26 protein-coding genes and 1 tRNA gene are annotated in these 24,012 nt (G+C 56.7%); 9 read left to right on the plus strand and 18 right to left on the minus strand.

Annotation, left to right across the window (positions count from 1 at the left end):
* Positions 1–29: 29 nt before the first annotated feature.
* Together ACR0DA_RS09265 and ACR0DA_RS09270 are read right to left on the minus strand one after the other, a co-directional pair.
* Positions 30–716: a hypothetical protein gene (locus tag ACR0DA_RS09265; RefSeq protein WP_480753705.1), complete on the minus strand. Its 687-nt coding sequence runs from the start codon at positions 714–716 to the stop codon at positions 30–32.
* Between the two features lie 580 nt (positions 717–1,296).
* The gene (locus tag ACR0DA_RS09270; protein WP_480753706.1) at positions 1,297–1,935 is read right to left on the minus strand and encodes a recombinase family protein; all 639 of its coding nucleotides are present in this window, start codon (positions 1,933–1,935) and stop codon (positions 1,297–1,299) included.
* Positions 1,936–2,431: 496 nt separating this feature from the next.
* Here ACR0DA_RS09270 and ACR0DA_RS09275 point away from each other — a divergent pair, with 496 nt between their 5' ends.
* Positions 2,432–4,069 carry a DNA cytosine methyltransferase gene (locus tag ACR0DA_RS09275; RefSeq protein WP_480753708.1) on the plus strand — a complete coding sequence of 546 codons (1,638 nt, stop codon included), beginning with the start codon at positions 2,432–2,434 and terminating at the stop codon, positions 4,067–4,069.
* On the opposite strand, the gene ACR0DA_RS09280 is transcribed toward ACR0DA_RS09275, so the two are convergent.
* On the minus strand, positions 4,066–4,683 hold the full coding sequence (locus ACR0DA_RS09280; protein WP_480753710.1) for a BglII/BstYI family type II restriction endonuclease: 618 nt from the start codon (positions 4,681–4,683) through the stop codon (positions 4,066–4,068). The two genes, ACR0DA_RS09275 and ACR0DA_RS09280, sit on opposite strands and share 4 nt — an antisense overlap.
* Before the next feature lie 121 nt (positions 4,684–4,804).
* Here ACR0DA_RS09280 and ACR0DA_RS09285 point away from each other — a divergent pair, with 121 nt between their 5' ends.
* Entirely contained in the window at positions 4,805–5,548 is a 744-nt protein-coding gene (locus ACR0DA_RS09285; RefSeq protein WP_480753711.1) for a BglII/BstYI family type II restriction endonuclease, read from the plus strand.
* A gap of 91 nt (positions 5,549–5,639) precedes the next feature.
* On the opposite strand, the gene ACR0DA_RS09290 is transcribed toward ACR0DA_RS09285, so the two are convergent.
* The 3 genes from ACR0DA_RS09290 to ACR0DA_RS09300 form a co-directional block, all read right to left on the minus strand.
* Positions 5,640–6,974, minus strand: a complete 1,335-nt coding sequence (locus ACR0DA_RS09290) for an FRG domain-containing protein (RefSeq protein ID WP_480753713.1) — start codon at positions 6,972–6,974, stop codon at positions 5,640–5,642.
* 196 nt (positions 6,975–7,170) lie between these two features.
* Positions 7,171–8,496: a tyrosine-type recombinase/integrase gene (locus ACR0DA_RS09295; protein WP_480753714.1), complete on the minus strand. Its 1,326-nt coding sequence runs from the start codon at positions 8,494–8,496 to the stop codon at positions 7,171–7,173.
* 91 nt (positions 8,497–8,587) lie between these two features.
* Positions 8,588–8,663: transfer RNA gene (locus tag ACR0DA_RS09300), tRNA-Thr, on the minus strand.
* Positions 8,664–9,097: 434 nt separating this feature from the next.
* Here ACR0DA_RS09300 and ACR0DA_RS09305 point away from each other — a divergent pair.
* The gene (locus tag ACR0DA_RS09305; RefSeq protein WP_170458407.1) at positions 9,098–9,973 is read left to right on the plus strand and encodes a hypothetical protein; all 876 of its coding nucleotides are present in this window, start codon (positions 9,098–9,100) and stop codon (positions 9,971–9,973) included.
* Positions 9,974–9,997: 24 nt separating this feature from the next.
* On the opposite strand, the gene ACR0DA_RS09310 is transcribed toward ACR0DA_RS09305, so the two are convergent.
* Positions 9,998–10,264, minus strand: coding sequence for a DUF2312 domain-containing protein (locus tag ACR0DA_RS09310; RefSeq protein WP_093962669.1), 267 nt, complete (start codon positions 10,262–10,264; stop codon positions 9,998–10,000).
* A 165-nt stretch (positions 10,265–10,429) separates the two neighbouring features.
* Between ACR0DA_RS09310 and ACR0DA_RS09315 the strand changes: the two genes are divergently transcribed.
* Positions 10,430–10,648 (plus strand): hypothetical protein, encoded by a 219-nt coding sequence (locus ACR0DA_RS09315; RefSeq protein ID WP_170339991.1) that lies wholly within the window; start codon positions 10,430–10,432, stop codon positions 10,646–10,648.
* A gap of 9 nt (positions 10,649–10,657) precedes the next feature.
* Here ACR0DA_RS09315 and ACR0DA_RS09320 read toward each other — a convergent pair whose 3' ends face one another.
* Complete coding sequence (locus ACR0DA_RS09320; protein ID WP_170337604.1) at positions 10,658–10,873, minus strand: hypothetical protein; 216 nt, start codon at positions 10,871–10,873, stop codon at positions 10,658–10,660.
* Positions 10,874–11,142: 269 nt separating this feature from the next.
* Here ACR0DA_RS09320 and ACR0DA_RS09325 point away from each other — a divergent pair, with 269 nt between their 5' ends.
* Positions 11,143–11,574 (plus strand): protein tyrosine phosphatase family protein, encoded by a 432-nt coding sequence (locus ACR0DA_RS09325; protein WP_093962671.1) that lies wholly within the window; start codon positions 11,143–11,145, stop codon positions 11,572–11,574.
* A 9-nt stretch (positions 11,575–11,583) separates the two neighbouring features.
* Here the strand turns inward: ACR0DA_RS09325 and ACR0DA_RS09330 are convergent, their stop codons facing one another.
* From ACR0DA_RS09330 to ACR0DA_RS09350, 5 genes are all read right to left on the minus strand, one after another.
* The gene (locus tag ACR0DA_RS09330) at positions 11,584–12,681 is read right to left on the minus strand and encodes a FliM/FliN family flagellar motor C-terminal domain-containing protein (protein ID WP_480753716.1); all 1,098 of its coding nucleotides are present in this window, start codon (positions 12,679–12,681) and stop codon (positions 11,584–11,586) included.
* 77 nt (positions 12,682–12,758) lie between these two features.
* Positions 12,759–15,437, minus strand: a complete 2,679-nt coding sequence (locus ACR0DA_RS09335; RefSeq protein WP_170538983.1) for a sensor histidine kinase — start codon at positions 15,435–15,437, stop codon at positions 12,759–12,761.
* Complete coding sequence (locus ACR0DA_RS09340) at positions 15,425–15,745, minus strand: hypothetical protein (RefSeq protein WP_480728660.1); 321 nt, start codon at positions 15,743–15,745, stop codon at positions 15,425–15,427. Before ACR0DA_RS09340 ends, ACR0DA_RS09335 begins: the two co-directional genes overlap by 13 nt.
* A complete protein-coding gene (locus ACR0DA_RS09345) occupies positions 15,742–16,122 on the minus strand; it encodes a response regulator transcription factor (RefSeq protein WP_093962675.1) in 381 nt (126 codons plus the stop codon). Before ACR0DA_RS09345 ends, ACR0DA_RS09340 begins: the two co-directional genes overlap by 4 nt.
* Positions 16,123–16,200: 78 nt before the next feature.
* Complete coding sequence (locus tag ACR0DA_RS09350; protein ID WP_480753718.1) at positions 16,201–17,496, minus strand: helix-turn-helix domain-containing protein; 1,296 nt, start codon at positions 17,494–17,496, stop codon at positions 16,201–16,203.
* A gap of 220 nt (positions 17,497–17,716) precedes the next feature.
* On the opposite strand from ACR0DA_RS09350, the gene ACR0DA_RS09355 reads away from it, so the two are divergent.
* The 4 genes from ACR0DA_RS09355 to aat all read left to right on the plus strand — a co-directional run bounded on the left by ACR0DA_RS09355 (position 17,717) and on the right by aat (position 20,944).
* Positions 17,717–18,253, plus strand: a complete 537-nt coding sequence (locus ACR0DA_RS09355) for a LuxR C-terminal-related transcriptional regulator (RefSeq protein WP_093962677.1) — start codon at positions 17,717–17,719, stop codon at positions 18,251–18,253.
* 149 nt (positions 18,254–18,402) lie between these two features.
* A complete protein-coding gene (accB, locus tag ACR0DA_RS09360; protein WP_170337596.1) occupies positions 18,403–18,900 on the plus strand; it encodes an acetyl-CoA carboxylase biotin carboxyl carrier protein in 498 nt (165 codons plus the stop codon).
* Between the two features lie 9 nt (positions 18,901–18,909).
* A complete protein-coding gene (gene accC, locus ACR0DA_RS09365; RefSeq protein ID WP_170338045.1) occupies positions 18,910–20,256 on the plus strand; it encodes an acetyl-CoA carboxylase biotin carboxylase subunit in 1,347 nt (448 codons plus the stop codon).
* 55 nt (positions 20,257–20,311) lie between these two features.
* Positions 20,312–20,944 (plus strand): leucyl/phenylalanyl-tRNA--protein transferase, encoded by a 633-nt coding sequence (gene aat, locus ACR0DA_RS09370; protein WP_170358310.1) that lies wholly within the window; start codon positions 20,312–20,314, stop codon positions 20,942–20,944.
* On the opposite strand, the gene ACR0DA_RS09375 is transcribed toward aat, so the two are convergent.
* The 5 genes from ACR0DA_RS09375 to clpX all read right to left on the minus strand — a co-directional run bounded on the left by ACR0DA_RS09375 (position 20,908) and on the right by clpX (position 23,886).
* Positions 20,908–21,267 carry a DUF2155 domain-containing protein gene (locus tag ACR0DA_RS09375; RefSeq protein WP_170358308.1) on the minus strand — a complete coding sequence of 120 codons (360 nt, stop codon included), beginning with the start codon at positions 21,265–21,267 and terminating at the stop codon, positions 20,908–20,910. The two genes, aat and ACR0DA_RS09375, sit on opposite strands and share 37 nt — an antisense overlap.
* Positions 21,264–21,716 carry an outer membrane lipid asymmetry maintenance protein MlaD gene (gene mlaD, locus ACR0DA_RS09380; protein WP_093962682.1) on the minus strand — a complete coding sequence of 151 codons (453 nt, stop codon included), beginning with the start codon at positions 21,714–21,716 and terminating at the stop codon, positions 21,264–21,266. The genes ACR0DA_RS09375 and mlaD overlap by 4 nt, the downstream gene beginning before the upstream one ends.
* A gap of 11 nt (positions 21,717–21,727) precedes the next feature.
* Positions 21,728–22,111 (minus strand): NADH:ubiquinone oxidoreductase subunit NDUFA12, encoded by a 384-nt coding sequence (locus ACR0DA_RS09385; protein WP_093962683.1) that lies wholly within the window; start codon positions 22,109–22,111, stop codon positions 21,728–21,730.
* A gap of 79 nt (positions 22,112–22,190) precedes the next feature.
* Positions 22,191–22,553 carry a RidA family protein gene (locus ACR0DA_RS09390; RefSeq protein WP_170338037.1) on the minus strand — a complete coding sequence of 121 codons (363 nt, stop codon included), beginning with the start codon at positions 22,551–22,553 and terminating at the stop codon, positions 22,191–22,193.
* Positions 22,554–22,617: 64 nt separating this feature from the next.
* Entirely contained in the window at positions 22,618–23,886 is a 1,269-nt protein-coding gene (gene clpX / locus ACR0DA_RS09395) for an ATP-dependent Clp protease ATP-binding subunit ClpX (protein WP_170337591.1), read from the minus strand.
* Positions 23,887–24,012: the final 126 nt, after the last annotated feature.

The raw sequence follows: 24,012 nt of genomic DNA on the forward strand, positions 1-24,012 counted from the left end.
GAAGTGTTCGGTTTGGAGGCGGAGATGGGTTAGGCGGCTGTCTTGAGCCACGCTGTCAGAGTCGAAAAGTCATCTTCATCGTCGATGATCAAGTCGTCGTCGAAATCGACAGGGCACATTTGCTGGGATACTTCACAGCCATCTATGGCAAATTCGATTTCGTCACGACGAAGAGGACCAAAGTGACCTAGACCGTGATAGGGCCCAGTTGGACGAAGTGGGTCAAGAAGCTCACCATATTGGTTTTCGTCTTTGACCCTGATCACCTTCCGAAACACTGGCTCTATGGCCGAAGGAATTGGTCGCTTGGGTGACCATGTTTCATCGTTACCTTCGGTCCAGAGGGTCTCGTCCATCCATTGCAAAAAGGCGTAAGCCTTGATCGCGTTGAACCCTTTCACCTTTCCCTCGGCGAAGCGGTGAACCGCCCGAGGGCTTATGAGGCTGCCCCTATTGCGGCGACCATCGGTGAACCTGAAGGGCGTGTCGGTGATCTTAATGATGTCTGGATGGTCAATGCGAGAGAGGCGACGACTATACCCACCCCCAGCGCCGTCTGGTTGAAAGCCCATAGCCTCCATGACTGATGGACCAGAGAGCCAAAGATTTCCGCTGGTCTCGATTACGTCGATGGATGCTCCGGCAACCTCATAGACTGAATGAGTGAAATCATCGGCAAAAAGGGGTTTGCCGTCGTGATCGACAATGTCGGTCATCGTGCTCTCCTTATCTAACTTAAGGGCATTGCGGGGTAGTTTTTGCGGGGTATTTCTGTCGAGGCAGGCCAACGGTCGCATTTGGTCGGTCGGCAAGGCGATTGTCGCTGCCCGTCCCAATACTCTGTGGCAAGTTCCCCAAGTATTGATCGCACCCCCGCGCTCATTGCCGTCTGAAGAACTCTGGCTGCGGTTCTCCGTGTCTGCGGCATATATCTTGAGGTCTCAGTTGCGAGTTTTTGGTCTGACCAAAGTCGCTAGTGCTATAGTCGGGGTAAATCGGTTCGCAACGTCAGTTTCGGTCTTTACTGCTAAGGGTGCAAAGCGAGTTACCTGCACGATGTTGGGGCTGGTATGAGGGTTATTTGAGACAGCTTCCAAGGTGGCAGCCCGGTTCCCCCTTACTGCTATGCTGTGGGTTTCCTGGGGCATGCGACAAGGACCCCGCGACCGGCGCTTTTTGTCGGTGCCAGAGGGGCTATAGGTCGGGACAATGGGCGTAGCGTTTTACTACTGGACAGCCAGATGATTGCCCAATGCCTTCAACGCGTTCCCGCTAGTCCCAGTATTTGGGTTGGCGTTACATCCCCCATTTCGCCAAAGCAGCCTCTGCCCTTGCAGGGTCTTGGGCAATCCTAATCACAGCGTTCCGGTTGATCCCTGTCGCTTTTGCGATGGCCGAATGCCCCTGACCAGCATTCAGCATCGACTTAACCTGCTCGAAGCTGGCCCTGTCAAAAGTCGGCTTGCGCCCCTTAAACTTCTCCGGGGAGACAGCCTTGTGGTGCTCGATACCGGCCCTCTGGGCTTCCTTGGTGGCTTCTGCCTGTGCCTCTGCCATCGCAGCCATGAAGCCTATCAGCGCGTCTCTGATGGCCTTCTGAGTGGGGTCCTTGGTCGTCCCATCAAAGACCATGCCGTTGATCACGGTCTTGATCGTCACGCCCCTATTGATGAACTCCCTAATGGTGTCCGTCACGTCCTGATAGTTGCGCCCCAAACGGTCTACCCAGCGGACCACCAGCGTGTCACCTTCACGCAGGAGATCGAACAGCCGCTTGCCACCTTCCCGGTCTGCCAGCTTGGTAGTCACCCCAGAGGTGCCGTGATCGGTGACCACTTGGTCAACCTCAAAGCCAGCCTTGCGGGCTTGTTCAAGTTGGTGGTCGCTGGTCTGTTCGGTCATGGAGACGCGGACATAGAGGATGGTCTTGGGCATATGGCAACCTGTTCTCAGAACTTCTGTTCACACACCTGTTGTGTTCACAAATGAAAGTCAACCCTAGTGAACATACTTTCCATGTCCGTTGGCATTGTTCTTTGAGGTATACCCCAGAGAACAGTTCTAGAGAGTGGTTCGCCATAGCCGGCAAGCTCTTGCAGTAGTTTTACCTTCTGTCAGTGTTGATAGGGGCCCAACGAAGAGAGGCGTTTCAAAAACAGTCGCGTGAAGCGTCAAAGGATTGGGCATGGCCACCCACGGGGGGTGACCACGCGCAGCTCTTAATGATTCCACTCAGGCACATTTTTTCAGCAAATAGAAGTGGTTTAGTCTCAATCGTTTATTGTCAGCTTGCATTACGCAACTGTAGCAGTCGCATCATTCCAACGCGGAAAGTGGCGTCGCCGCTTTGGGCCACTTGCAAAGAAGGCAAAAATCAGATCTTGATATGCCCCCCAGCTTCGCTATGCTGAAAAGAAAAGTGGTGAGAAGAATGCGAGCAATCGACTTTTATGCCGGTATTGGGGGTTGGAGCCTTGGATTGCGGCTTGCCGGTATCGAGGTCGTAAATTCGTATGAGTGGTGGCAACCGGCCATTGACACTCATAACGGCAACCATGGCACCGAACTAACGCCCGTAAATATTCGCGACCTTACATTGGACGAACTTCCGCAGGACATCGATGTCGTTGTAGGGAGTCCGCCATGCACGCAATTTTCATACTCCAATCGCGGCGGAAGCGGCGATATTGATGATGGTCTGATAGACCTCCTAAAGTTCTTCGAAGCTGTTCAGTTTTTGAAGCCTCGTTTTTGGGCAATGGAGAACGTCCCCAGAGTAGCCAAGGTTATCGAAGAAGGCTTCTCGAACCCCGAACATCCGCTCTACAGGTTTCATGATCTCAGGCCCAACATAGCTATCATGGACTTCTCGAAGTTTGGCTGTGCTCAAGCCAGGCGACGTTGCATTGCTACGAACTTAGACTTGACCGAGATCAACGCATTTTCAACGAAGTCAGCATCGTCAACCCTCGGCGATGTAGTCAACGCGCTGAACAATCCCTCGAGAATAATAGACCCGGTTTGGGGTATCGAGTTGGCAAAAGAACAACTCACTGAAATGGAGAAAGAAGAGTTTTTCAGCGAAGAAGAACAGCGGATGAACCAAGAGGCAAAGACCTTTCACCCTGTTTACAATAATATGTCCTTCCCAGACAAACTCGATGCACCATCTCGAACAGTCACTGCGACTTGCACGAGGGTCTCGCGTGAGAGCATCGTGGTGCCAGACAATTCAAAGCCGAACAAGTTTCGACGCCTCACTGTTCGAGAACGGGCGACACTCCAGGGTTTCCCAATTACATACCAGTTCTTTGGAAAGTCTTTTTCGGAGAAAATCAAAATGGTAGGGAATGCCATCCCGCCTTCATTCACATACATATTGGGCTTGGTGATGCGCGGGGAGAAGTCAACACACTTCGATGGCCACTCAGGAATTGACAAGTCAAAGCCAGAGTTGACCCTCCCGGAAAAGAACGCGCCCATAACTGCTCCTGACACGGTCGGCCGAACCTACCCCGCCAAGAGGCGGTTTAAGGCGGCAATTCCTAACTTGCGTTTTAAGAGTGGCATGCGGTTTGAGTTTTCCAACCACTTTGAGAATGACTTACCTTTTTGGGACGTCCGCTTCTACTCGGGAAATTCGAAGCAGATTTTTACACATATGCTCGATGACGATTGGTATGCGCGGTTGTCTCGCATACCGATCTTGAGTGATTGCTTCGACGAGATCGAAAGTAGGTTCTCGACACTGGTTGTGGACTTCCAGAATTTTGATCCCGTAGAGCTTCAACGGGTATGGACGCGAAGAACTGAGGGAAAGGGTCCCTATTCATGGGTTGATGATTTGGGTGAATGCGCCGAGCAGGTTTACCGGGAGATAACACAAGACATAGAACAGAAAGAGATTGAAAGACTTACTTTGGAGTTTTTTGACATAGGAAGCGGCAGAGGCCGCGCGATGAACGAGGTAAAGATCACCATTCACGCCGCGCGAATTCTTTCAGGTTTAATTGTTGGTTCATGGGCGAACAAGAGACTTAGCTCAAAGAAAGTGGCAGTAGCGGCTTAAGGACCAACTCCAATCAATATTAGCGGAACTGAAGGCACACCCCGGCCTTGACGAATTAGGTTGTTTAAATCCTTCTCAAAAAATGTAGGTCCGGAAGACATTTCACGCTCCAAAACCTTCGAAGGGAGTATCTCCACCCCAACGTCAATTCGGTCGGTCGCATAAAACGCCAAGTGCTTTACGTATAGATCATGTGCTACAAAGCTATATTTTCCGAATTGCACTTCGACTGCTACGCGATCCTTTACAAAATCCGTTTCATTGCTTGTTGGCAGTGGCTCTAGTCCCGCTTCGAGGATACGCTGCTTTTGGTCGTTTCGATTTAGGTTTTGTATACTTCGGTTCACTCTCTCATCCGAGCAAACGAAGTAGGAGAACTCATCTTTCTTCCAGGGCGGATTGCATGCTGCGAACTCTGCCCTGAAGGCCTTGTTGAGTTCAACTGGAGCATAAAAGGTGTGGCCAGCGGTGCGTTGTTCCCGTGACCTTTTCGTCTTGCACTTTGCCGCGTCAACTCTCCGGATAACGCGTTGAATCTCAATCCAAATATTGGGCTTTCGCGCGAGCAAAAATTCCTCGCCGTTCAAGTGCGAGTATATGTTGCAAATTTTCATATGGCTTCCCACGCTTCATCGCTCGTCCAGGAGTATTGCCTCGTGACATTCTGAGGGTGGACTCGACTCCCAAGATATTTTGCCCCAAAAAAAACCAAACAGTCTATATGGGGAAAACCGTTTGTTCTCTGCTCTGTTAGAAAAAGGGTTCCAGATCAAGTTCTGCTCACATGCAGAGGCTATACTGCAGGTAGACTTCCCTCAGGTGGAGGCGGAACTAACTGAAGTCCTCGCAGCCTTTGAAATCCCAGCTTCGGAGATTGTCTCAGGTGGTGGTGGAGAGGCTAAAGGAACCCAACGATTACGAAACTCTTTGAACGGTCTCAATTGGCCGAAGTATCACTTTATCGTTGAAAGAACGATCAACGGGGTCACGCTTGAAAGCCAATCACACGAAGTAGATCATGTTCGTGAATTTGACGACGGTTCTCGCGTTGCGCTTGAGATTGAGTGGAACAATAAGGACCCTTTTTACGATCGGGACCTTGAAAACTTCAAGAGGTTGCATGCAGACGGAGCTATTTCCGTGGGCGTCATAATCACGCGGGGGACCACCTTACATGAGGGCCTAACGGAGATAGTAGAGAGTTTCCTAGTGAGGCACAACGTATCGAGTTTTGAGGACCTCGAGCCGTGGGGCTACTCACCCACAGCGAGACAACGAAAGGCGATACTAGACCTACAGAAGCGTCTTGGCGGGCCCAATCATTTCTGCGAAGCATTCTCAAAGAAGTTCGTTTCTGACAAATTTGGCGAAGCTACAACGCATTGGCGGAAGTTGGATGACCGCGTTAAAAGAGGCGTCGGAAACCCTTGTCCGTTGCTCTTAATAGGCCTTCCTAGCAGCATCATTATGGAGGACTAAGTGTAATCACGGCGACAGTTTTTTTGTTTTTTACCGGTATTTCGGTCACTCCTTCTCGTCGCCTCTAGGGAGCGTGGCTTACTTCGTTTGTTTAGCCAGGGTCCGGTGATTGGTAATTGTCTCGTAAATGGACGGCAGTCTGGTCGATACTTGGGTAAACGGTTGTGGCGTTTATGTTGATTTGATCAAGCTGCCTTAGGATACGTTCCTTTTCTCTGACTGCGATGCGCGTAACAATGAAGTCATTTAAACCGGCATCAGGTAGCACAGCTTCGTGGCCGAACAACAAAAAGGCACCAGATTGAGACTTGATACGTGAATTAGTGCGCTTTGCCTTCACACAAACGATGGAACCAAGATCGTCAGGGACAATCCGTCCCTCGAAAAAGCCTTTTTCTGATTTAATGTGATGAAGCAACTTGCCAACGACTTCGGTATCATTAAAGGCAGACTGATCAAGGCTAAGGTCGATTTTATCCTTCTGTTCATAGGTCAAATTTGAGAGGTTTGAAAGGCAACTCACCGTATCGGAGTCATAATATTTTACTCGCTCTGACGCGACATGGAAAATGATAACCTCGCCATCCACTTCAGAACTACTTGAACAGGCAAAATACAAAGCCATCAACGGATTACTGGTAATATCAAGGAGTCGTGTAGGCAAACCGTAGTGCTGCATGCGAACAAGCCGATCAAAGCAATATTGATCGGTTTGGAAGTCTTCATAATGCGAAATCAGCAACTCCTTGCACAGGCGGTCTTCACTCGGCATGAACTTCCAATCACCATTTCCCCATTTGCGAAGCAGAGACGGTGTTAGTTCATAGCTGGCATCTTCATGGCCTCGAAAGAAGGTTTCGAAAGGCGCTTCGGCCGGATTGTTATAAAGCAACTGGAGAAATGTCTCGACACTATCAGCTGTCCCTATGACCTTTTTGTCTCGCGGCGGCGGCTGAACTGCCGCGCCCTTTTCAATTGCATGTTCCTTTGGGGTAATGCGGTCGGCAAATTCGGGCTTAGCGGCAACCAGCCGAGCTAATACATCTCGCGCGGTATTCACGCGAACCGCCCAATGCGTCCGATAAAGTTGAAACTTTTCAAGATCGAATATCGCTCTGGCGATCTCGATATCGTCGAAAAACACCTCCCCGAAGTCAATTTCGGTTTTGAACGTGAATAAGACCTGATTACGAGTTGGTTTAATACCACTGACGCTACCATACTTAATTAGCATGGAAACTCCGCGCTCTTCCGCTATTTTCGCTTCGCTACAAAGGAATGTGGGTAACGACTCGAGGAAGGCCAACGATGAAGGGTCTAGACTCTCTAGTCGCTTGGCGATGTCGAGTTTTGTGTATTCGAACATGCGCCCGCGGAGCAGAGTTACATCGCTAACCTCACCTTGGACTTTCTCCCAGTTGCCCATGGCAATGTAATTTAAGCACTCCGCCAATTTTCGCTTTCCTATTAGCCGACGCTTGGTCCAGTTCTGGGCTGCAACTTTAGTCTTTCGGCAAAGTTGACCCGGGTCCAACTACGTATTTCAAATATTAAACTCTTTTTGAACCCTACAAAATTCAACCCTTCTTACATCCGGCGGAACGCGACTATGCCGCAAGGGCTTATAGCTCAGCTTTCTCAGCCCACTTTGCGAACTCGATCAATCGCGCCCTAGGAGAGCCATAAGTGCTCTCAGCGATCGCTGACGACGAGTGCCCCAGGAAGCCATGACGGACCTCTATTGGTGCGCCTGCATCTCTTAGTTTGTCCGACACTCGATGTCTCAGACCGTGCACAGTATGCCGCTTATCTTTGGTCTCTGCACGCACCACCTTCATCAAAGCAGCTGAGGCTGCGTCGGCGCCCCTAGCACGTGCATATCGAATAAAGACAGGTTTCCCTGACGCGACGCCTTCAAAGACTTCCTCAGCAGCCCTGAGGGCATCTCCTAAGAGCGGAACTGAGCGGTTGCTTGACGTGGTTTTGAGGTCACGTATTGCATTTGGGCGAACAAGAATGTGAGGAGTTACTGCGTTAAGGACCATGTCTTCTTGTGAAAGACCCGCGACTTCTCCGAGACGCATTCCCGTGCCTTTCAGCAATCGCCACATCACTGTTAGCTCCCTTGTTCGCCCGTCATTGAGCCGCTTCTCTATGCTCTCGATCAAATCATCTGGCAGGGGTAGCTTCTTGCCCACCTTTAGGCCGGTATCTCTTGGCCATGGGAGACCGATGAAGGGGTTCTTCGCATCGATATCACCTTCGCGGATCGCATGGTTCACCATCGCGGCAATGATCTTGCTCTCCCTGGCGCACGTAGCGATAGACAATGGCTGACCGTTTGACTTGGCAGTCTTGAGCATTACGTCCATATAACGCCTGCCGTGATCTCTACGCAGACCTTCTAGGTTCACCTTTTCGAGCGACCCTACGGCTTCCTCAAGGCGGCGTGTAATCCGGTCAAGGCGGACAATCTCATTGTCAGGTAGTCGCTTGTCCCGAGCATACATCATCTTGGCGTCCCGCAGTGACAGCTTAGGAGCATCAGCTTCCGGGTTCAGCAAGGCCTTCAACAACAGAGGGTCGGCATTGGGCTGCTCAGAGAGGCCTTTGGCAATCTCTCTAGCGGCAAACTCTGGGTCTTCTTCAAGGCCTATGGTCTCAGACACCAACTCTTCGCGCTTGAGGAGTGCTTCATGCCATCTTTCGACTGGTGATCTGGTGTCATTGCCGTTGATACGGCTGCGCACCTCGGAGACCATCCGGTCGAACTCTTGCATGATGGCCTGATATTCTCGGTGAAAGGCTAGGCCTTCGCGATTTTTGATGTGAACCTGCAGGGCTGGCTCGCCAAGCACCTCAACAACATCTTTCGGAAATCGTCTTCTAAACCTCAGAACCCCGTTAGGCCGTTTGTCTACATGTTTGATTTTGGTGCTCAGGGCCATCTTTGTGTCCTCGATGTGTGTCGCCATGTGTGTCGTGATAGACAGACGAGCGCAATATTATCAAGGAAACAAAGGGTTTCTTAGAGTGATATGGTGCCCCCACACGGACTCGAACCGCGGACCTACTGATTACAAATCAGTTGCTCTACCAGCTGAGCTATAGGGGCAAGCATTACGCTTTCAGATACCTTTGCAGGCAAAGGCAAGAACGGGCAACCACTCCCACCTTTTCAACCCTCTGTGATTACATGCCTATCCAAACACATGTAATTTCATTGAGCCGATGGCGCTGTGATTAGGTGAAAGCCTCAATAAAGGCAAGCGGGTTTGCGACGGAATTGTGCAACAACATGCGGAAAATCGGCGCCACATAAAATCGCCTCGATTATCTGCAACACAGACGCCACAGATGGTTACGCGGCAACGACGGTTGCGAAGCAATTCGACCCAGTCGTTTCTGGCGCTGTCCTGTTGACCACAATCAAGTTTCGACATTCTCAGGCAATCTTTATCATGGCGAAAGAATGGCAGGTTTGACTGTCTATCGTTCAACCTGTAACCCCGAAACGTATTCAATCGAAGGGCAAGGACAGCGGTCGGCATGCATGTGGCCATTCACTCCGGTGTGGTTTTTTCAGACGGGGGGCTCCTGCTCAAATCGCTTCAGGCGAATGCCAGTGTATTGCAGGAAAACGGCATTGTGCTGTTTGGTCCGCGTCGGTTCCGGAAGGCATTCAAGACGCCGCTGAATGCGCTGGACGAAGGCAAGCTGACCCCAGATGCCTTCGAGCGTTTGAGAGCCCAAATTCCTGATGATCCGGAAACCGGCCGAGTGGTCATGAGCACTGTGGACTTCATCGGCGAACTGAACAGCGCCATTAAGGACGGCCAATTCTATCCCCATGCAGGTCGTCGGCTGGCCTTGCTGGATCAGGCTTTCGAAGGACACGAGGTCGAATTGTTTATCGGGCTGCAAAATCCGGGCAGCTTCATACCCAAGGTATTGATGGCATTGCCGGACGAAACCCGCGAGAGCATTCTGGCGTCAACGGACCTGAGCTGCCTGAGTTGGCTGACCCTTATCGAGGATATTCACGATCTTGCCCCCGCCGTTTCCATTACGGTCTGGGCCAATGAGGAGTGCCCGCTGATCTGGGGGGACATTATCCGCAGCCTGTGCGGTCTGAGCGCCGACATACCGCTGACCGAGGAGTTCTCGCTGCTATCCTCGCTGGTTGACGCAGACGGCAAGCGGGAGATTGAAGCGATCCAACAGCAAGTCGGGCACACGGACCCGGCCCTCCTGCACGACCGCCTCGCTGCCGTTTTTTCGCAGCACGCCTTGCCGGACAGAATCGAGGAGGAACTGGACTTCCCCGGGTGGAGCGCCGAAATCCACGCGGCGTTTTCCGAGCTTTACACACAGGATCTGGAACGACTCAAGAAGTTGCCGGGAGTGCGGTTTCTGGGTCGCTGACCGAAGCCTCCGAAGGCCCGAGGCTTACATGCCCAGGGCTTCCTTGTACATTTCCAACACCGCTTCTTCTTCGGCGATATCGTCTTTGTCACGCTTGCGCAGCGCGATAACCTTGCGCATCACCTTGGTGTCGTAGCCACGTGCCTTGGCCTCAGCCATCACTTCCTTCTGCTGGTCAGCGATGTCTTTCTTTTCGGCCTCCAGACGTTCGAACCGTTCGATGAACTGGCGCAGCTCGCCTGCGGTCACGCGGTAGTTCGCAGCAGCCTGGTCTTCGGTCATGTCTTCCATATGCGTCTCTCCCAAGTGGAAATCTCTTTAGTCGGGGTCACGGGCAAAATGTCGGATACCGTGCCGGCGGGTCCGCCGCAAGCGAACAATGGGGCTGCTTGCCTTGTGCCGCCGGCAACGATCCGCTAAGCGCATCGGCAGCGAAACAGAACGATGCGGGGCGCAATGTTCGACGTGTTCATCTGGGGAGGCGCCAGCCTGTCATTGGCCGGGCTGGCAGGATTGGTCTGGTGCATTCTGCGCGTGATGAAGGCTCGTCGGTCAGGCTTGACTGACGACGAATTGCGGGCTGCCGTTCAGCGGGTGCTGCCTTGGAACATGGGTGCGCTGTTTCTGTCCGTCATAGGACTGATGCTGGTTATCCTTGGCATATCGTTCGGCTGACCGCCGGTGTCAGATCGGCATATTGTCGAACTGGGCTTCAACCGCATCTTCGATCAAGGCAGCGTCCAGCCGTCGAAAGCGCGATGGTACGCTCATGCCTTGAGCGCGCATGCGTTCAATTACCTTGGTGACGCTGGGCTGCAGTGCCAGCCGGGTCTCGAGATTTGCCCCGTGCAGTTTCCGCTCCAGCCGCTCGGCTTCGAAATAAAGCTCGTTCGTGGTCATGGCCATCCTCCCAAATGCTGCCATCCTGCCTGATATAGGTAACAGGATTGAGACCAACACAGGACCCGCCCAAACCCAGCAAAAAATCGCCCGCGCACTATCCGGCGGCCGGCGCTGGGCCGCGAGTCGATCGAATATTAACCTGATTTCGACCAAACTGCCTTGACAGACATCAATCCGCAAAAGCCGCAGCGGAAGAAACCGCATTGCGCAAGTACGGCCACGCCGTGGAACTGGACAGGGCTGACTCCGCGACCTAAGAAATCGGCATGGAGATTCGACAGATCACGCCCCGCTATTTCGTCTCGCCGCAGATCACGGTCGAGGATGTGCCCGCCATCGTTGCCGCCGGCTTCGTCAAGGTCATCTGCAACCGGCCGAATGTCGAAGTGCCTGCCGCCATGCAATCCGAGGTAATCGGCCAGGCCGTGCGGGATGCGGGTCTCGAGTTTGAGGTGCTTGAACTGACGCACCAAACCATGACGCCCGAGAACGTGGCACGGCAGCGCGACCTTGCCGAGTCCTGCGAAGGCCCGGTTCTTGCCTACTGTGCCTCGGGCACCCGCTGTTCTGTCGTTTGGGCCCTTGGGCAGTGCGACACAATGAGCCCCGATGAAATACTCGAAGCCACGGCAAAGGCGGGCTACGCGCTGGACGGTCTGCGGCCGGCATTGGTGCAGATGCGGGCTGCGAACACCTGATTTCATACGTCAGTCGTTGGGTCGTTCCGCAGGAGCAGGAAGACCCGCCAATTCGGATATTTCGGACGCGAGGCGGTCGGTGCTTGCTTGCGCGAAGTCTTTATCCACTGCGGATTGCGCATGCGATCGGTCTTGGGCAACGGCGTCCTGACGCGACAAATCAACATCTGCTATTTCAGCCGGCGCGTCCCTTCGCCTGTGCTCGACAAAGCTCTGCGCTTCGGGTCGTGTTGGGGCGGGTGGCTGCAGAAACTCGTTGATCCGCACTGCCCGTTGACCGCCACATTGGCCCAGACGTCCCGTAGTGGCCTGGGTCCGATCAATCGCGGCAATGTCGATCCGATCAAGTCGCGCTCCCGCAAGTGGCAGCAGATCCCCGATGCCCAGCTCCGACAGCGTTGTCAGCGGGAGATGCATCCGACAAATCACCGCGTTGAGTTCGGCCCGAACCACGCCTGCGGCTTGCGACAGCGTCTTCAGCGGTTCCAAATCTGCGTGCCCGTCCTGCCCCTCGGCCACCGAAATCTCCGGCAGCAGGATGAGGACCGTTCCCTGCCGTACACCGCCCTCGAGTTCAACCGTGAACTCGAACGCATCATACCCGTCCTCGACCAGTGCCAAAGACAGCGTGCGCCGATCGACCGCCCGTGAGGCGAACTCATATCCGTTCAGGCGGGCCGCATCGCTTTGATCATCGACCAGTTTCCGGGCCCGTTCCAGCATGTCCTCGACCAACGGGACCACCATTGCCGCATCGGTGTCGGTGAGGGCGCGAGGCTGGGGCAGGTCCGGGAATACTTCGCCCATTGTCTGCTTCTGGATGACTGCCGAGACCAAACCGACGTCCAAGACAACACTGGCTACCCTGCCCTCTTTGGTCGCGAACAGCAGAAACAACTGACCGTCTTCCAGCCCGCTCGTGGCGACTTCCTGGCATCTTCTGGCCTGTTTCGCGCCAATGACGGATGCTGATAGCTTGAAACGTTCGACTGCGGCGCGGGCAATCGCAAGGCGCAATGCCCGCAGCAGCGCCCGGGATTTGCTACCCGCCCCCTCTTGTCCTGCCGACAATTTGCGCGCCAAGGCCGCGCTGACAGTCTTTGACATCGCAACGGTCCGCCAGTTTCGATTCTGCTCGCTACTGGTCTAGCCCATTGTTCGTTACGAATACCTTTACTTGCCCGCTACTGAGCGGCCTGCCGGTGAGGCAATGGCAGGCTCACGCGGAACGCTGCGCCGCCCTGCCCGGGCAGATAGGTGATTTCTCCCCCAAGCCGGTGCATGATCTCACGGCAAATAGCCAGTCCAAGGCCCGCACCACCCGCCTTGTCGAATCCGACTCGCGCGAATTTCTCAAAGATCATCGACTGGGCGTCCGGCGGGATGCCGCTGCCATTGTCGACAAAGTCGATCACCGCCTGGCCACCGACATCATGGGCTGAAATCGTCAGGACCGGCTCGGGCGCGTCACAGTATTTCTGTGCGTTCGAAATCAAATTGATGAAGACCTGCCCCAGGCGATCCAGATCGGAATGCAACGCGATGCGCTCGGCAGACAGATTGCGGCGAATGGTCAAAGGGCTGTCTGCTCCGGCCATAGTCGTTGAAACGGCCCGATCCAGAACCGTCCGCAAGCTGGCATCACCCATATTCAAGCTGACCTGACCGTTTTCCAGAACGCTCAGGTCCAGCAGGTCATCCAGCAGCCGCGTCAGTCGCAGCGCTTCGTCATGGATGATCGTCGCATAACGCCGGGAATCCTCAGCGCTCAGCCCGTCAGTGTCCCGCATGATCTCCGAAAAGGCACGAATGGACGTCATCGGAGTGCGCAACTCGTGGCTGACCTGCCCCAGAAAGGCATCTTTCTGACGCGAGATCTGGGTCAGTTTTTCGTTGGCCTCGCGCAGCTTGCGGGCCGTTCGGCTCAGTTCGGCCGACTTCGCCTCAAGCTGGCTGGAGTATTCGAGCAACTGCGCGGATTCATCGGCCACCGCCAACAGATCCTCGACCGAAACGGACGAACCTCCGACGATCTGCCCGATCATGGCATGAGCTGTGGCCGCACCGACCGAGCCGCTCAATTCGCGCTCCAGCCGCTCCAGAAAACCCGGCGTAGGTTCTGGCCAGCGCCCGCGCACGCCCTGCTTTTCCGCCTCGGCCTGAAAGAAATCCTGAGCGGGACCGGCCCCGAGGATCCGTTGGGTCATGATCATCAGGTCTTCACTCTGGGCAACGGACCCCGTCCACCCCCCGGGCGCGACAGAATGATCAAAGACATTGACGAACTGCGCCCCCTGCAACCGTTCAAGCGGGCTGGGAAAGCTCAGAAGTGACGCTAGGCAAAAGGCCAACGTGTTCAGTGACAGCGACCACAGCACCGTGTGGGTCATCGGGTCCAAACCATCAAGACCGAACAACGCTTGCGGACGCAGCCACCCCAGACCGAAAGGACCGTTTTCGATGACCGAGGCGGACATGACACTGCCGCCCATCCCCGGCAGCAACAGCGTGTAGATCCAAAGGAAGAACCCCACGCTCAGCCCAACAAGGGCACCTGTCCGTGTCGCCCCGCGCCAGAACAGGCCGCCGACCAGAGCCGGCAGAATCTGCGACACACCCGCAAATGCCACCAAGCCGATCGAGGCCAGCGCGGCGCCGCCACCGGACATACGATAGTAGAAGAACCCCAAGGCCATGATGGCGGCAATCGAAACCCGGCGCGCCATCAGCACCACGTTTCGCACATCGCCTGACATGGAACTGGCGTTCTCGCGTGTATTCAGCCAGATCGGCATCACGACGTGGTTCGAGACCATGGTCGACAAGGCCATCGCCGTCACGATGACCATCGACGTGGCAGACGAAAAACCGCCGATGAAAGACAGCATCGCCAGCCAGTCATTTCCCTGTGACAGAGGAACCGTCAGCACAAATAGGTCCGGATTTGACCCGGCCGGCAGCAGATCCAGCCCGACGACCGCAATGGGAACCACGAAAAGGCTCATCAAAAGAAGGTAGAGCGGGAACGCCCAGGCCGCCGTTCTCAGGTGACTTTCGTCATCGTTCTCGACGACCATGACCTGAAACATCCGCGGCAAGCAGACAAAAGCAGCCGCCGACAGGAAGGTAATGGCCATCCAACGTCCGGTATCCACGTTCCAACGCCCGATTTCCGACGCGTCGATCCGCTCCATCATAGGCGTGACGCCTCCGGCCACCCCCCAGACGACAAAGATACCCACCGCCAACAGAGCAAACAGTTTGACGACGGATTCCAACGCGATGGCGGTCACCACACCATGGTGCCGTTCATTGGCATCCAGATTCCGGGTGCCGAACAGAATGGCAAACACGGCCAGACCCGCGGCCACCCAGAATACGCTGGCGCCCTCGCGGTAAAGGCCCGAAGGATCGGCCTCGGCGAAAATCGAGAAAGACAGCGTTATCGATTGAAGTTGCAGCGCGATATAGGGTGTGCCCCCCAGCACGGCGAGGATAGTCACACAAATGGCCAAGGTGTTCGACTTGCCATAACGCGATGAGATCAAGTCGGCGACTGATGTCACCCTCTGGCTGCGACCCACACGCACCAGCTTGCGCAGCCCCCACCACCAGCTGATCATCACCAAGGTCGGCCCGAGGTAGATCGTCACGAATTCCAGACCGGACCGGGCCGCATTGCCAACCGCGCCATAGAAGGTCCAGGCGGTGCAGTAGATCGACAAAGACAGCGTGTAGATCAACGGTGACCGCAGCCATTTGCCTCGCCCCGCGGCGGCCATGCGATCGGCTGCGAACGCAACGCCGAACAAAAGCACGACGTAGCCCAGGCAAACAAGGATCAGGACATTCAGCGTGGCCATTGCTCACTCTCTGCCGCGGACCCTTCCGAGGACGACATCCGCCGGGCAGCAAAACCGAACAGAAGGCTGACCACGATCAGGGCGGCCCAGCATGAAAAGATATAAAGAATGGCTGACGACAATGGGATGCCAGAGTTTTCCGGCCCCGGATCCGGCCACAGCAGCGGGATGCAGATCAGGCCCGCGCCGACAAAGGGCAGCATTCGGGCCGCATCGGCCAGCCTTCGGCGGCGGTAACTCTGCCGTTCCAAAAACACCGACGGACGCGGGCCTGTCGGGCGGGCTGGCTCGTTTTCCGGTGTGTTCATGACTGTGACGCCTGCGCGTGCAAATCACGCACAGCCGTCAGCACTTCGGTATTCGAGAACGGTTTCGTCATAAACCGGCTGACGCCTGCTTTTTCCGCCATCTCGCGGTCCCGCGACTGACCGCGAGCGGTCAGCATCAGAACAGGCAGGGCGCGCATCTCCTCGTGCTCGCGCAATTCGCGCAGAACATCCATACCGCTCTTGCCGGGCAGCATCACATCCAGAATGACCAGATCAGGCTGCGCAGACAGTATCGTTTGAACCGCGTTTTCACCTTCGGCATGGGTTTCGACCTGCCACCCTTCGCGGGTCAGCAGAAACCTGATTGCCTCCGTGATGTTCGGTTCATCCTCGATCAACAGAACCTTGCGGCTCATATGTTCACTTCCTCCCCAAGACCGGTCGCACCTCCAGCCACCTGCCAAGTGCAGATTAATCGCTGTGTCAGGAAACTGTCAAAAACCTTCACTCAAAATCGACGGCTCCCGCCGGGAGTCGCACGGCTTTCGGGGGCAGATCCTGCAGCTTGTGCCGACCTGTACCGGCAAGTCGGTGGCCACGCCGGGCTCTTCTACCGGCAGCACCAGCATCGCCGATCTGTACACAGGTTCCTGACCGAAGGCGCTGACGGGCTGAGGCCAGGCGATTGCAAAGCAGTCGAAATCCGCCGGCGTCCGGCCCAACAGGGTCACACGTTTTCGGATCGGTACAAGGGGCCGGTTCAGCGCGCTGAAGACCGGCCACAAAGGACAGGCTTCACCGTGGCGTGGCATCGCGAAACCGGGGACCGGCTTGAACAGCAAAATGCTTCCTGATGAATCGCATATGACCAACCCGGCCGGTCGCGGCATGACATCCTCGGGCAGAAACGCAAGCCGTCGCAGGACCGTCGGCACTTCAACCGAAAACCGCGCGGCAAGACGCAGAGGATCAACACCTTCGACCTCCAGTGACTGCGAAACCGCTTCCAGCGGCATGGCCCGGGCATCCGCCGCATAGGCATCGAGCACCTGACGGGCGACAGATCTTGAGGCAGAAGAGGCCATCTCGGCCTGCGCGAGGGATACCGGGTCCTGTCCAGTCTCAAGTTCCGGCAAATGAAACCCGCGCTTCTCCAGAAATGCCTCGACCTCCTCCATCGGCAACCCGCGCCGTTCGCCGGTGTCTTCGCTTTCGTCCAAAAAGGCAACCAGAGCTTTTGAGCTTTCGGCAAGACGTTCGGCATCCTGGTGCAGGTTTCGGTGGAATCTGTCGCGCCACTCGGCCTCGATCTCGCCCGGTTCGGCCAGGATGGCGGCTGTCGACCGAATCGCTGCTGCGGCGGACAGGACTTCGTGCATGGATGCCGCAAGGTGCGGGTCATGGGTCAGCCGGTCTGACAGGGTTTCCACGGTGCGCTCCAGCGAAACCACCCGACGATGCATCTGTGCCAGTACGGCGGCCCAGCCGGGAAAGCGGCCGGCGAATTCATCCAGCGCCTCAACCTCGGCCTTTTGGCCGACCGCATCCGCCGCCGCCTCACGAAGGGCAGCGATCAGCGTCGCTTCGACCCCCTGTGTCAAAACCGAAGGCTCAACGGACAAAGCCGAAGCGATATCGACCAGCAGTTTGCCCCCGATGCGCCGCCGGTTGTGCTCGATCAAGTTCAGATATGACGCTGAAATGCCGACCTGACGCGCCAACTGGGCCTGACGCAAGCCCGAGATTTGCCGCCTTTCGCGGATACGGCTGCCCGTCAATGAATCACGCATGATGCCCCCGCCGAAACGTGTTCGAGTTGCCCTCGAAACAACCCCGTATTTTCTGAATACTTCATGTATTTATATGATTTACGCCACCCTTTTCAAAGCAGTTTTACAACATTGACAATGTCGTGACTTTCGCCGGGCTCTGATCGCTTTCGGACGCCAAAGCAATCCTGTGCTGCAATGCCCTCTTCAATTCCGGCCGAATTGGCGGCACGATAGGCAAATGAGTGATCCGGCCTTCGAATACGCACCTATCGGGCTTGTCGAGCTTGAAAACCGCATCATCCGGCGGTGCAATTTGCAGTTTGCCCGGACATTCGGGGGCAACGAATCCGACTACCGCAACCTGCCTTTGCTGCACCTGTACCCATCCGTTGCCGATTGGGAGAGAATTGGCGCACGCAGTCTTCAGGTCATGCGGGACACCGGCTACTACACGGACGAGCGGGTCATGCGCCGCCGCAACGGCGACTTGTTCTGGTGTCGCGCGCGCGGCCGGTCGCTGACACCCGATGACCCATTCCGCCATGGAATCTGGAGCTTCTCCGACATTTCCGAGGAACGCCCACTGGTCGAATTGACCAAACGCGAACGTGAAGTCGCGATCCTGTCCTGTCGCGGCCTGTCGGCCAAGGAAATAGGCGTCGAACTGGGGCTCAGCTACCGGACCATCGAAGCCTACCGCGCCCGGCTGCTCGAGAAATTCGGCGCGCGCAAGCTGCCGGAACTGGTCGCCAAACTGTCCGGCACGCCGCTCTGACCGTCGTAGACCCTGCCGATAACGCAGAAACCGGGGCAGGACGGCCCCAGTCGGCGCTTTTCATGGCCGCGCGGTTGCCTTATAACGCAGCGTAATTGACCAGAGCCCGCGCAGACAGACGGGCCAAAGGGGAACCTTCGAGGACACTCATGACAGACAACAGACACGAAGCGGATGTGACGTTCATCAAGGCACTGGCCGAACTCTTGCGCGAAAACGACCTGACTGAGTTGCAGGTGAAACGGGAATATGGCGAAGAAGACAGCCTGAACGTCCGGGTCAGCCGAGTAAGCCCGACCGCCGCGCCTGTGCAAGTTGCCGTCCCGGCACCCGCTGCCGCGCCGGCACCTGTCGCAGCCCCCGCTGCTGCCCCCGCCGAAGCACCCGCCGCCGTCGAGGACCCGGCGAGCCACCCTGGCGCGGTGACCTCGCCCATGGTTGGTACCGTCTATATGCAGCCAGAACCCGGCGCGTCCCCGTTCATTGCCGTCGGCGCATCTGTTTCCGAAGGCGATACGCTGCTGATCGTCGAAGCGATGAAGACCATGAACCACATTCACGCCCCCAAATCCGGGACCGTCAAGCGGATCCTGGTCGGGGATGGCGACGCTGTCGAATTCGGCACTCCTCTGGTCATCATCGAGTAAGGCGGGCCCATGTTCGACAAGATCCTGATTGCCAACCGAGGCGAGATCGCCCTGCGTGTGATCCGCGCCGCGCGCGAGATGGGGATTGCGACGGTTGCCGTGCACTCGACCGCTGACAGTGACGCCATGCACGTGCGCATGGCTGACGAGTCCGTGTGTATCGGACCGGCACCCGGCCCCCAGAGCTATCTCTCGATGCCCGCGATCATCTCGGCCTGTGAAATCACCGGCGCCCAGGCGATCCACCCTGGCTATGGCTTTCTGTCCGAAAATGCCGAGTTCGTTCAGATCGTCGAAGACCACGGCATCACGTTCATCGGCCCCACCGCCGAACACATCCGCATCATGGGCGACAAGATCACCGCCAAAGACACCATGAAAGAGCTGGGCGTTCCCTGCGTACCAGGCTCGGACGGCGGCGTTCCGGATCTTGAGTCGGCCAAGCGCATCGGTGAAGAGATCGGCTACCCGGTTATCATCAAGGCCACCGCCGGTGGCGGTGGACGCGGCATGAAAGTCGCGCAGACCGCCGCCGAAATGGAAAGCGCCTTCATGACCGCGCGGGCCGAGGGCAAAGCCGCGTTCGGCAATGACGAAGTCTATATCGAGAAATACCTGACCACGCCCCGCCACATCGAGATTCAGGTCTTCGGCGACGGCAAGGGCAATGCGGTCCATCTGGGCGAGCGCGACTGTTCGCTGCAGCGCCGTCATCAGAAAGTATTCGAAGAGGCCCCGGGCCCCTGCATCACTCCTGAGGAGCGCGCCCAAATCGGCAAGGTCTGCGCGGATGCGGTCGCCAAGATCAACTATATTGGCGCGGGTACGATCGAGTTCCTGTATGAAAATGGCGAGTTCTATTTCATTGAGATGAACACCCGCCTGCAGGTCGAACATCCTGTAACCGAAGGCATTTTCGGCGTCGACCTTGTTCGCGAGCAGATCCTTGTTGCGGCCGGAGAACCGATGTCGTTCGGCCAGGATGATCTGGAGATCAACGGCCACGCGATCGAAGTTCGGATCAACGCCGAAAAGCTGCCGAACTTCGCGCCCTGCCCCGGCAAGATCACGGCGTATCACGCACCGGGCGGCCTAGGTGTCCGGATGGATTCGGCGCTGTACAACGGGTATTCGATCCCACCCTACTACGACTCGTTGATCGGCAAGCTGATCGTGCACGGGCGCGACCGCCCCGAAGCGCTGGCGCGGTTGAATCGGGCCTTGGGTGAATTGATCGTGGACGGTGTGGACACGACGGTTCCCCTGTTTCATGCACTTCTGCAGGAACCCGACATCCACAGCGGCGATTACAACATCCACTGGCTGGAGCACTGGCTTGCGGAGAACATGGCCTAGTATCGACCAAGCCGCGAGAGCACGCGCTCTCGGGCTTGTCGCCGCGGTGTGAGCCATGGGCCTGACGCCTGATCTGCTGTTGCACGGCTATTCCATCGGAATCTTCCCGATGGCCGAACACAGGAACGACCCGGATCTTTTCTGGGTCGATCCAAAGCTGCGGGGTGTATTCCCGTTGGACGGGTTTCACATCTCCCGCAGCCTTGCGCGACGCATCCGGAACTGCGGGTTCTCCGTGACCATAAACCGGGATTTTGCAGCCGTCGTGGACGGATGCGCGGACCGGGCGGACACCTGGATCAATGACGAACTGCGCAGACTATATGCCCAACTGCACCACTCGGGCCGCGCCCATTCACTTGAGGTTTGGGAGGGCGAGGAGCTTGTCGGTGGCGTCTATGGAGTTGCCTTGGGTGCGGCATTTTTCGGGGAAAGCATGTTTTCGCGCCGTACCGATGCGTCAAAAATTGCGCTCGCCTATCTGGTCGACCGATTGCGCCAGACAGGTTTTCAACTGTTCGACACACAATTTCTGACGGCACATTTGGCTTCGTTGGGGGCGATCGAAATCCCCAGACAGCAATACCGCCAACTTCTGGATCAGGCCACTGCTGCCAGCGCAGATTTCACCGCCGAGGTGTGTCAGACCCCTCAGGGGGTGATACAACGGATTACCCAGACATCGTAGCGCGAGTGATCCAGGGCGTTGAGCGCCGGGGACGTGGCGATCATCCAGCCGTCGAACAGCTGGTCGGCCTTTCCCTTTTCCCAAATCGTAAGATAGGCAAACGCGTCACCGGTCGGGTTTTCAGACGGATACCGGCAATCACCCAAGGCGACATCCAAGCCGAAAACTTCGACCGTATCACCGGTCGGCACCTGCACGTCCACCGTCTGACCGCTGACCTTGTCCAGCCCGCGCAGCATGGCCCCCGGTCCCGAGGAAACCTTCTGCTGCGCGCCGGCCGTCGTCGCGGCCAACAGCAGCGCCATCAGGGCGGCACGCATCATTCGCTGCCATCCCCGGCCACAAACTTGACCAGCAACGAGATCAGGCTGACGGCTCCTTGCGTGTCTTCAATCTGATCGCCCGGCTCAAAATAGAACGGAGAGCCGCCGGGCATGACCTCGACGAAGTTGCCCCCCAGAAGGCCTTCGGACGAGATCACGATCGCGCTGTCATCCGGAATCTGGATGTTTTCGGCAACCGAAATCGTCGTATCGGCACGGTAGGTTTCAGGGTTCAACTCGACATCGGTCACGGTGCCGATCTTTACACCCGCGAGGCGCACATCCGTGCCCACCGCCACACCCTCAAGCGACCGAAAGGACGCCTCAAGGTGATAGCCCCCGTTTTCGCGCGACCAGCCCGTGGACTGGCTGGCATACACGCCAAACGCCAATGCACTGGCCAGCACGACACCGCCGACAAGAACTTCGGTCATGTTGTGGGTCGACATGTGGATCTCGCTTATTCCGGGCTCCAGGCTTCGTAGTCCTTGCGCTCGATCGGATCGGGACGGCGCAGGGACCCCGCTGGCACATAGGCCATCGCGGTGCCCGTCAGATTTTCCTGATGCGGCTTTTCCCACGCCTTGTGTGGCAGTGGCTTGTCGGTCGGAGGCTCATCCCAGGTGCGGTGCAACCAGCCGTGCCATTCCGGGTCGATCCGGCTAGCCTCGGCCTCTCCATTGAAAATTACCCACCGTTTGCTGTCATCGGCGTTGCGATAAAACACGTTGCCCTGATCGTCCTCACCCACCTTGATACCTTTGCGCGCAGTGTAGATCTGCGTGTTCAGAGTGGCCCCGTTCCACCAGGTCACGGCCCGCAAAAGAGTGTTCAGGATTCCCATCGGCTGCCTCCGGCATTTCTGTCCATGCAGATATGGACCAAAGCCGAGCAGAGGTCCAGAGCCACAAAGAGCGCACCCATTACTTGGGCAAGAATGCGGTGACCTCGATTTCGATTCGGTATTTTGGATCAATCAAGCCGCATTCGATCATCGTCGCAACAGGCGGGTTGGCACCGAACGTCTCGGCCAGGACCGGCCAGCACGCTTCAAATTCGCGGCGATCGGGCAGCATATAAGTCACGCGCACCACGTCGGCAAAAGAGGCGCCCGCCTCTGCCAAGGCGTTGCCTATGATCGTCAGCGCCGAGCGGCATTGGTCGACGACGCCTTCGCCCTGCCCGACCGTTCCGGCAACATGGACCCAGCCACCCGCGACAACGGCCCGGCAGTAGCCGACCTTGGCTTCGAACTCACCGCCCGAGGAAATACGTTGGATCGTCATGACACCCTCACATGAAAACGGCGCGGACTTTGCCGCGCCGTATCTGCATTAAATTTCAAACAGTTCAGCCGGCAGATGCCGATTCCGGCGCGGCATCCGCATAGATGATCAGCGGCTGCGCGTCCGACGTTACGGCCTCTTCGTTCACGACCACTTTGGTCACGTTCTTCATGCCCGGCAGCTCGAACATCGTGTCCAATAGAATGTCTTCAAGGATGGAACGCAGGCCACGGGCACCGGTCTTGCGTTCGATCGCCTTTTTGGCAATCGCCGCAAGCGCGTCGTCGGTAAAGTCCAGTTCGACGTTCTCCAACTCGAACAAACGCTGGTATTGCTTGACCAGCGCGTTCTTGGGCTTGGTCAGGATGGTGACAAGCGCGTCCTCATCCAGGTCCTCAAGCGTTGCCAGCACGGGCAGACGTCCAACGAATTCCGGGATCAGACCGAATTTCAGCAGATCCTCGGGCTCGAGATCCTGGAAGATCTCGCCCACACCGCGTTCGTCATTGTCGCGCACATCGGCGCCAAATCCCATAGCCGAGCCCTTGCCGCGCTGCGCGATGATCTTGTCCAGACCTGCAAAAGCGCCGCCACAGATGAACAGGATGTTGGTGGTGTCCACCTGCAGGAATTCCTGCTGCGGGTGCTTGCGCCCGCCCTGCGGCGGAACGCTGGCCACGGTGCCTTCCATCAGCTTCAGCAGGGCCTGCTGCACACCCTCGCCCGACACGTCGCGGGTGATCGAGGGGTTTTCCGACTTGCGGGTGATCTTGTCGACCTCGTCGATATAGACGATGCCGCGCTGGGCGCGCTCGACATTGTATTCGCTGGCCTGCAACAGCTTGAGGATGATGTTCTCGACATCCTCGCCCACGTAACCGGCCTCGGTCAGCGTGGTCGCGTCAGCCATCGTGAACGGCACGTCCAGAATCCGCGCCAGCGTCTGCGCCAGCAGAGTCTTGCCGCACCCGGTGGGACCAATCAACAGAATGTTCGACTTGGCCAACTCGATGTCACCACCGGCCTTCTGCGCGTGGTTCAGACGTTTGTAGTGGTTGTGCACGGCAACCGACAGGACACGCTTGGCCCGAGCCTGGCCGATGACATAGTCGTCCAGCACCTCGCAGATATCTTTGGGGGTGGGCACACCGTCGGAGGACTTCAGCCCGCTGGCTTTGGTTTCCTCGCGGATGATGTCCATGCACAGTTCGACGCATTCATCACAGATGAACACGGTCGGTCCAGCAATAAGCTTGCGCACCTCATGCTGGCTTTTTCCACAGAAGCTGCAGTAGAGCGTGTTCTTGCTGTCGCCGCCTGAATTCGTCGCCATGTTCTACCTTTCGGGCTCCATCCCTGCGGCCCGGATCCGGACCGCGCTTGCCGCCTGTCCGTGCAGCTTAGGCCAGCACCGGGGCAGCTACAATGTCAAAATCGCACCCCGCACCCGTGGGTGCGG

The organism is Ruegeria sp. CI8 (genome assembly GCF_056536865.1).

What these genes read in the sequence shown, in the direction of transcription:
- ACR0DA_RS09305 (WP_170458407.1), top strand. Translation starts at nt 9,098, where the DNA reads ATGCATGTGGCCATTCACTCCGGTGTGGTTTTTTCAGACGGGGGGCTC.
- mlaD (WP_093962682.1), bottom strand. Translation starts at nt 21,716, where the DNA reads ATGTCGACCCACAACATGACCGAAGTTCTTGTCGGCGGTGTCGTGCTG.
- accB (WP_170337596.1), top strand. Translation starts at nt 18,403, where the DNA reads ATGACAGACAACAGACACGAAGCGGATGTGACGTTCATCAAGGCACTG.
- ACR0DA_RS09315 (WP_170339991.1), top strand. Translation starts at nt 10,430, where the DNA reads ATGTTCGACGTGTTCATCTGGGGAGGCGCCAGCCTGTCATTGGCCGGG.
- ACR0DA_RS09290 (WP_480753713.1), bottom strand. Translation starts at nt 6,974, where the DNA reads ATGGGCAACTGGGAGAAAGTCCAAGGTGAGGTTAGCGATGTAACTCTG.
- ACR0DA_RS09335 (WP_170538983.1), bottom strand. Translation starts at nt 15,437, where the DNA reads ATGGCCACGCTGAATGTCCTGATCCTTGTTTGCCTGGGCTACGTCGTG.
- ACR0DA_RS09265 (WP_480753705.1), bottom strand. Translation starts at nt 716, where the DNA reads ATGACCGACATTGTCGATCACGACGGCAAACCCCTTTTTGCCGATGAT.
- accC (WP_170338045.1), top strand. Translation starts at nt 18,910, where the DNA reads ATGTTCGACAAGATCCTGATTGCCAACCGAGGCGAGATCGCCCTGCGT.
- ACR0DA_RS09375 (WP_170358308.1), bottom strand. Translation starts at nt 21,267, where the DNA reads ATGATGCGTGCCGCCCTGATGGCGCTGCTGTTGGCCGCGACGACGGCC.
- ACR0DA_RS09310 (WP_093962669.1), bottom strand. Translation starts at nt 10,264, where the DNA reads ATGGAAGACATGACCGAAGACCAGGCTGCTGCGAACTACCGCGTGACC.
- ACR0DA_RS09275 (WP_480753708.1), top strand. Translation starts at nt 2,432, where the DNA reads ATGCGAGCAATCGACTTTTATGCCGGTATTGGGGGTTGGAGCCTTGGA.
- ACR0DA_RS09320 (WP_170337604.1), bottom strand. Translation starts at nt 10,873, where the DNA reads ATGACCACGAACGAGCTTTATTTCGAAGCCGAGCGGCTGGAGCGGAAA.
- aat (WP_170358310.1), top strand. Translation starts at nt 20,312, where the DNA reads ATGGGCCTGACGCCTGATCTGCTGTTGCACGGCTATTCCATCGGAATC.
- ACR0DA_RS09385 (WP_093962683.1), bottom strand. Translation starts at nt 22,111, where the DNA reads ATGGGAATCCTGAACACTCTTTTGCGGGCCGTGACCTGGTGGAACGGG.
- ACR0DA_RS09350 (WP_480753718.1), bottom strand. Translation starts at nt 17,496, where the DNA reads ATGCGTGATTCATTGACGGGCAGCCGTATCCGCGAAAGGCGGCAAATC.
- clpX (WP_170337591.1), bottom strand. Translation starts at nt 23,886, where the DNA reads ATGGCGACGAATTCAGGCGGCGACAGCAAGAACACGCTCTACTGCAGC.
- ACR0DA_RS09340 (WP_480728660.1), bottom strand. Translation starts at nt 15,745, where the DNA reads ATGAACACACCGGAAAACGAGCCAGCCCGCCCGACAGGCCCGCGTCCG.
- ACR0DA_RS09355 (WP_093962677.1), top strand. Translation starts at nt 17,717, where the DNA reads ATGAGTGATCCGGCCTTCGAATACGCACCTATCGGGCTTGTCGAGCTT.
- ACR0DA_RS09295 (WP_480753714.1), bottom strand. Translation starts at nt 8,496, where the DNA reads ATGGCCCTGAGCACCAAAATCAAACATGTAGACAAACGGCCTAACGGG.
- ACR0DA_RS09345 (WP_093962675.1), bottom strand. Translation starts at nt 16,122, where the DNA reads ATGAGCCGCAAGGTTCTGTTGATCGAGGATGAACCGAACATCACGGAG.
- ACR0DA_RS09390 (WP_170338037.1), bottom strand. Translation starts at nt 22,553, where the DNA reads ATGACGATCCAACGTATTTCCTCGGGCGGTGAGTTCGAAGCCAAGGTC.
- ACR0DA_RS09330 (WP_480753716.1), bottom strand. Translation starts at nt 12,681, where the DNA reads ATGTCAAAGACTGTCAGCGCGGCCTTGGCGCGCAAATTGTCGGCAGGA.
- ACR0DA_RS09280 (WP_480753710.1), bottom strand. Translation starts at nt 4,683, where the DNA reads ATGAAAATTTGCAACATATACTCGCACTTGAACGGCGAGGAATTTTTG.
- ACR0DA_RS09325 (WP_093962671.1), top strand. Translation starts at nt 11,143, where the DNA reads ATGGAGATTCGACAGATCACGCCCCGCTATTTCGTCTCGCCGCAGATC.
- ACR0DA_RS09270 (WP_480753706.1), bottom strand. Translation starts at nt 1,935, where the DNA reads ATGCCCAAGACCATCCTCTATGTCCGCGTCTCCATGACCGAACAGACC.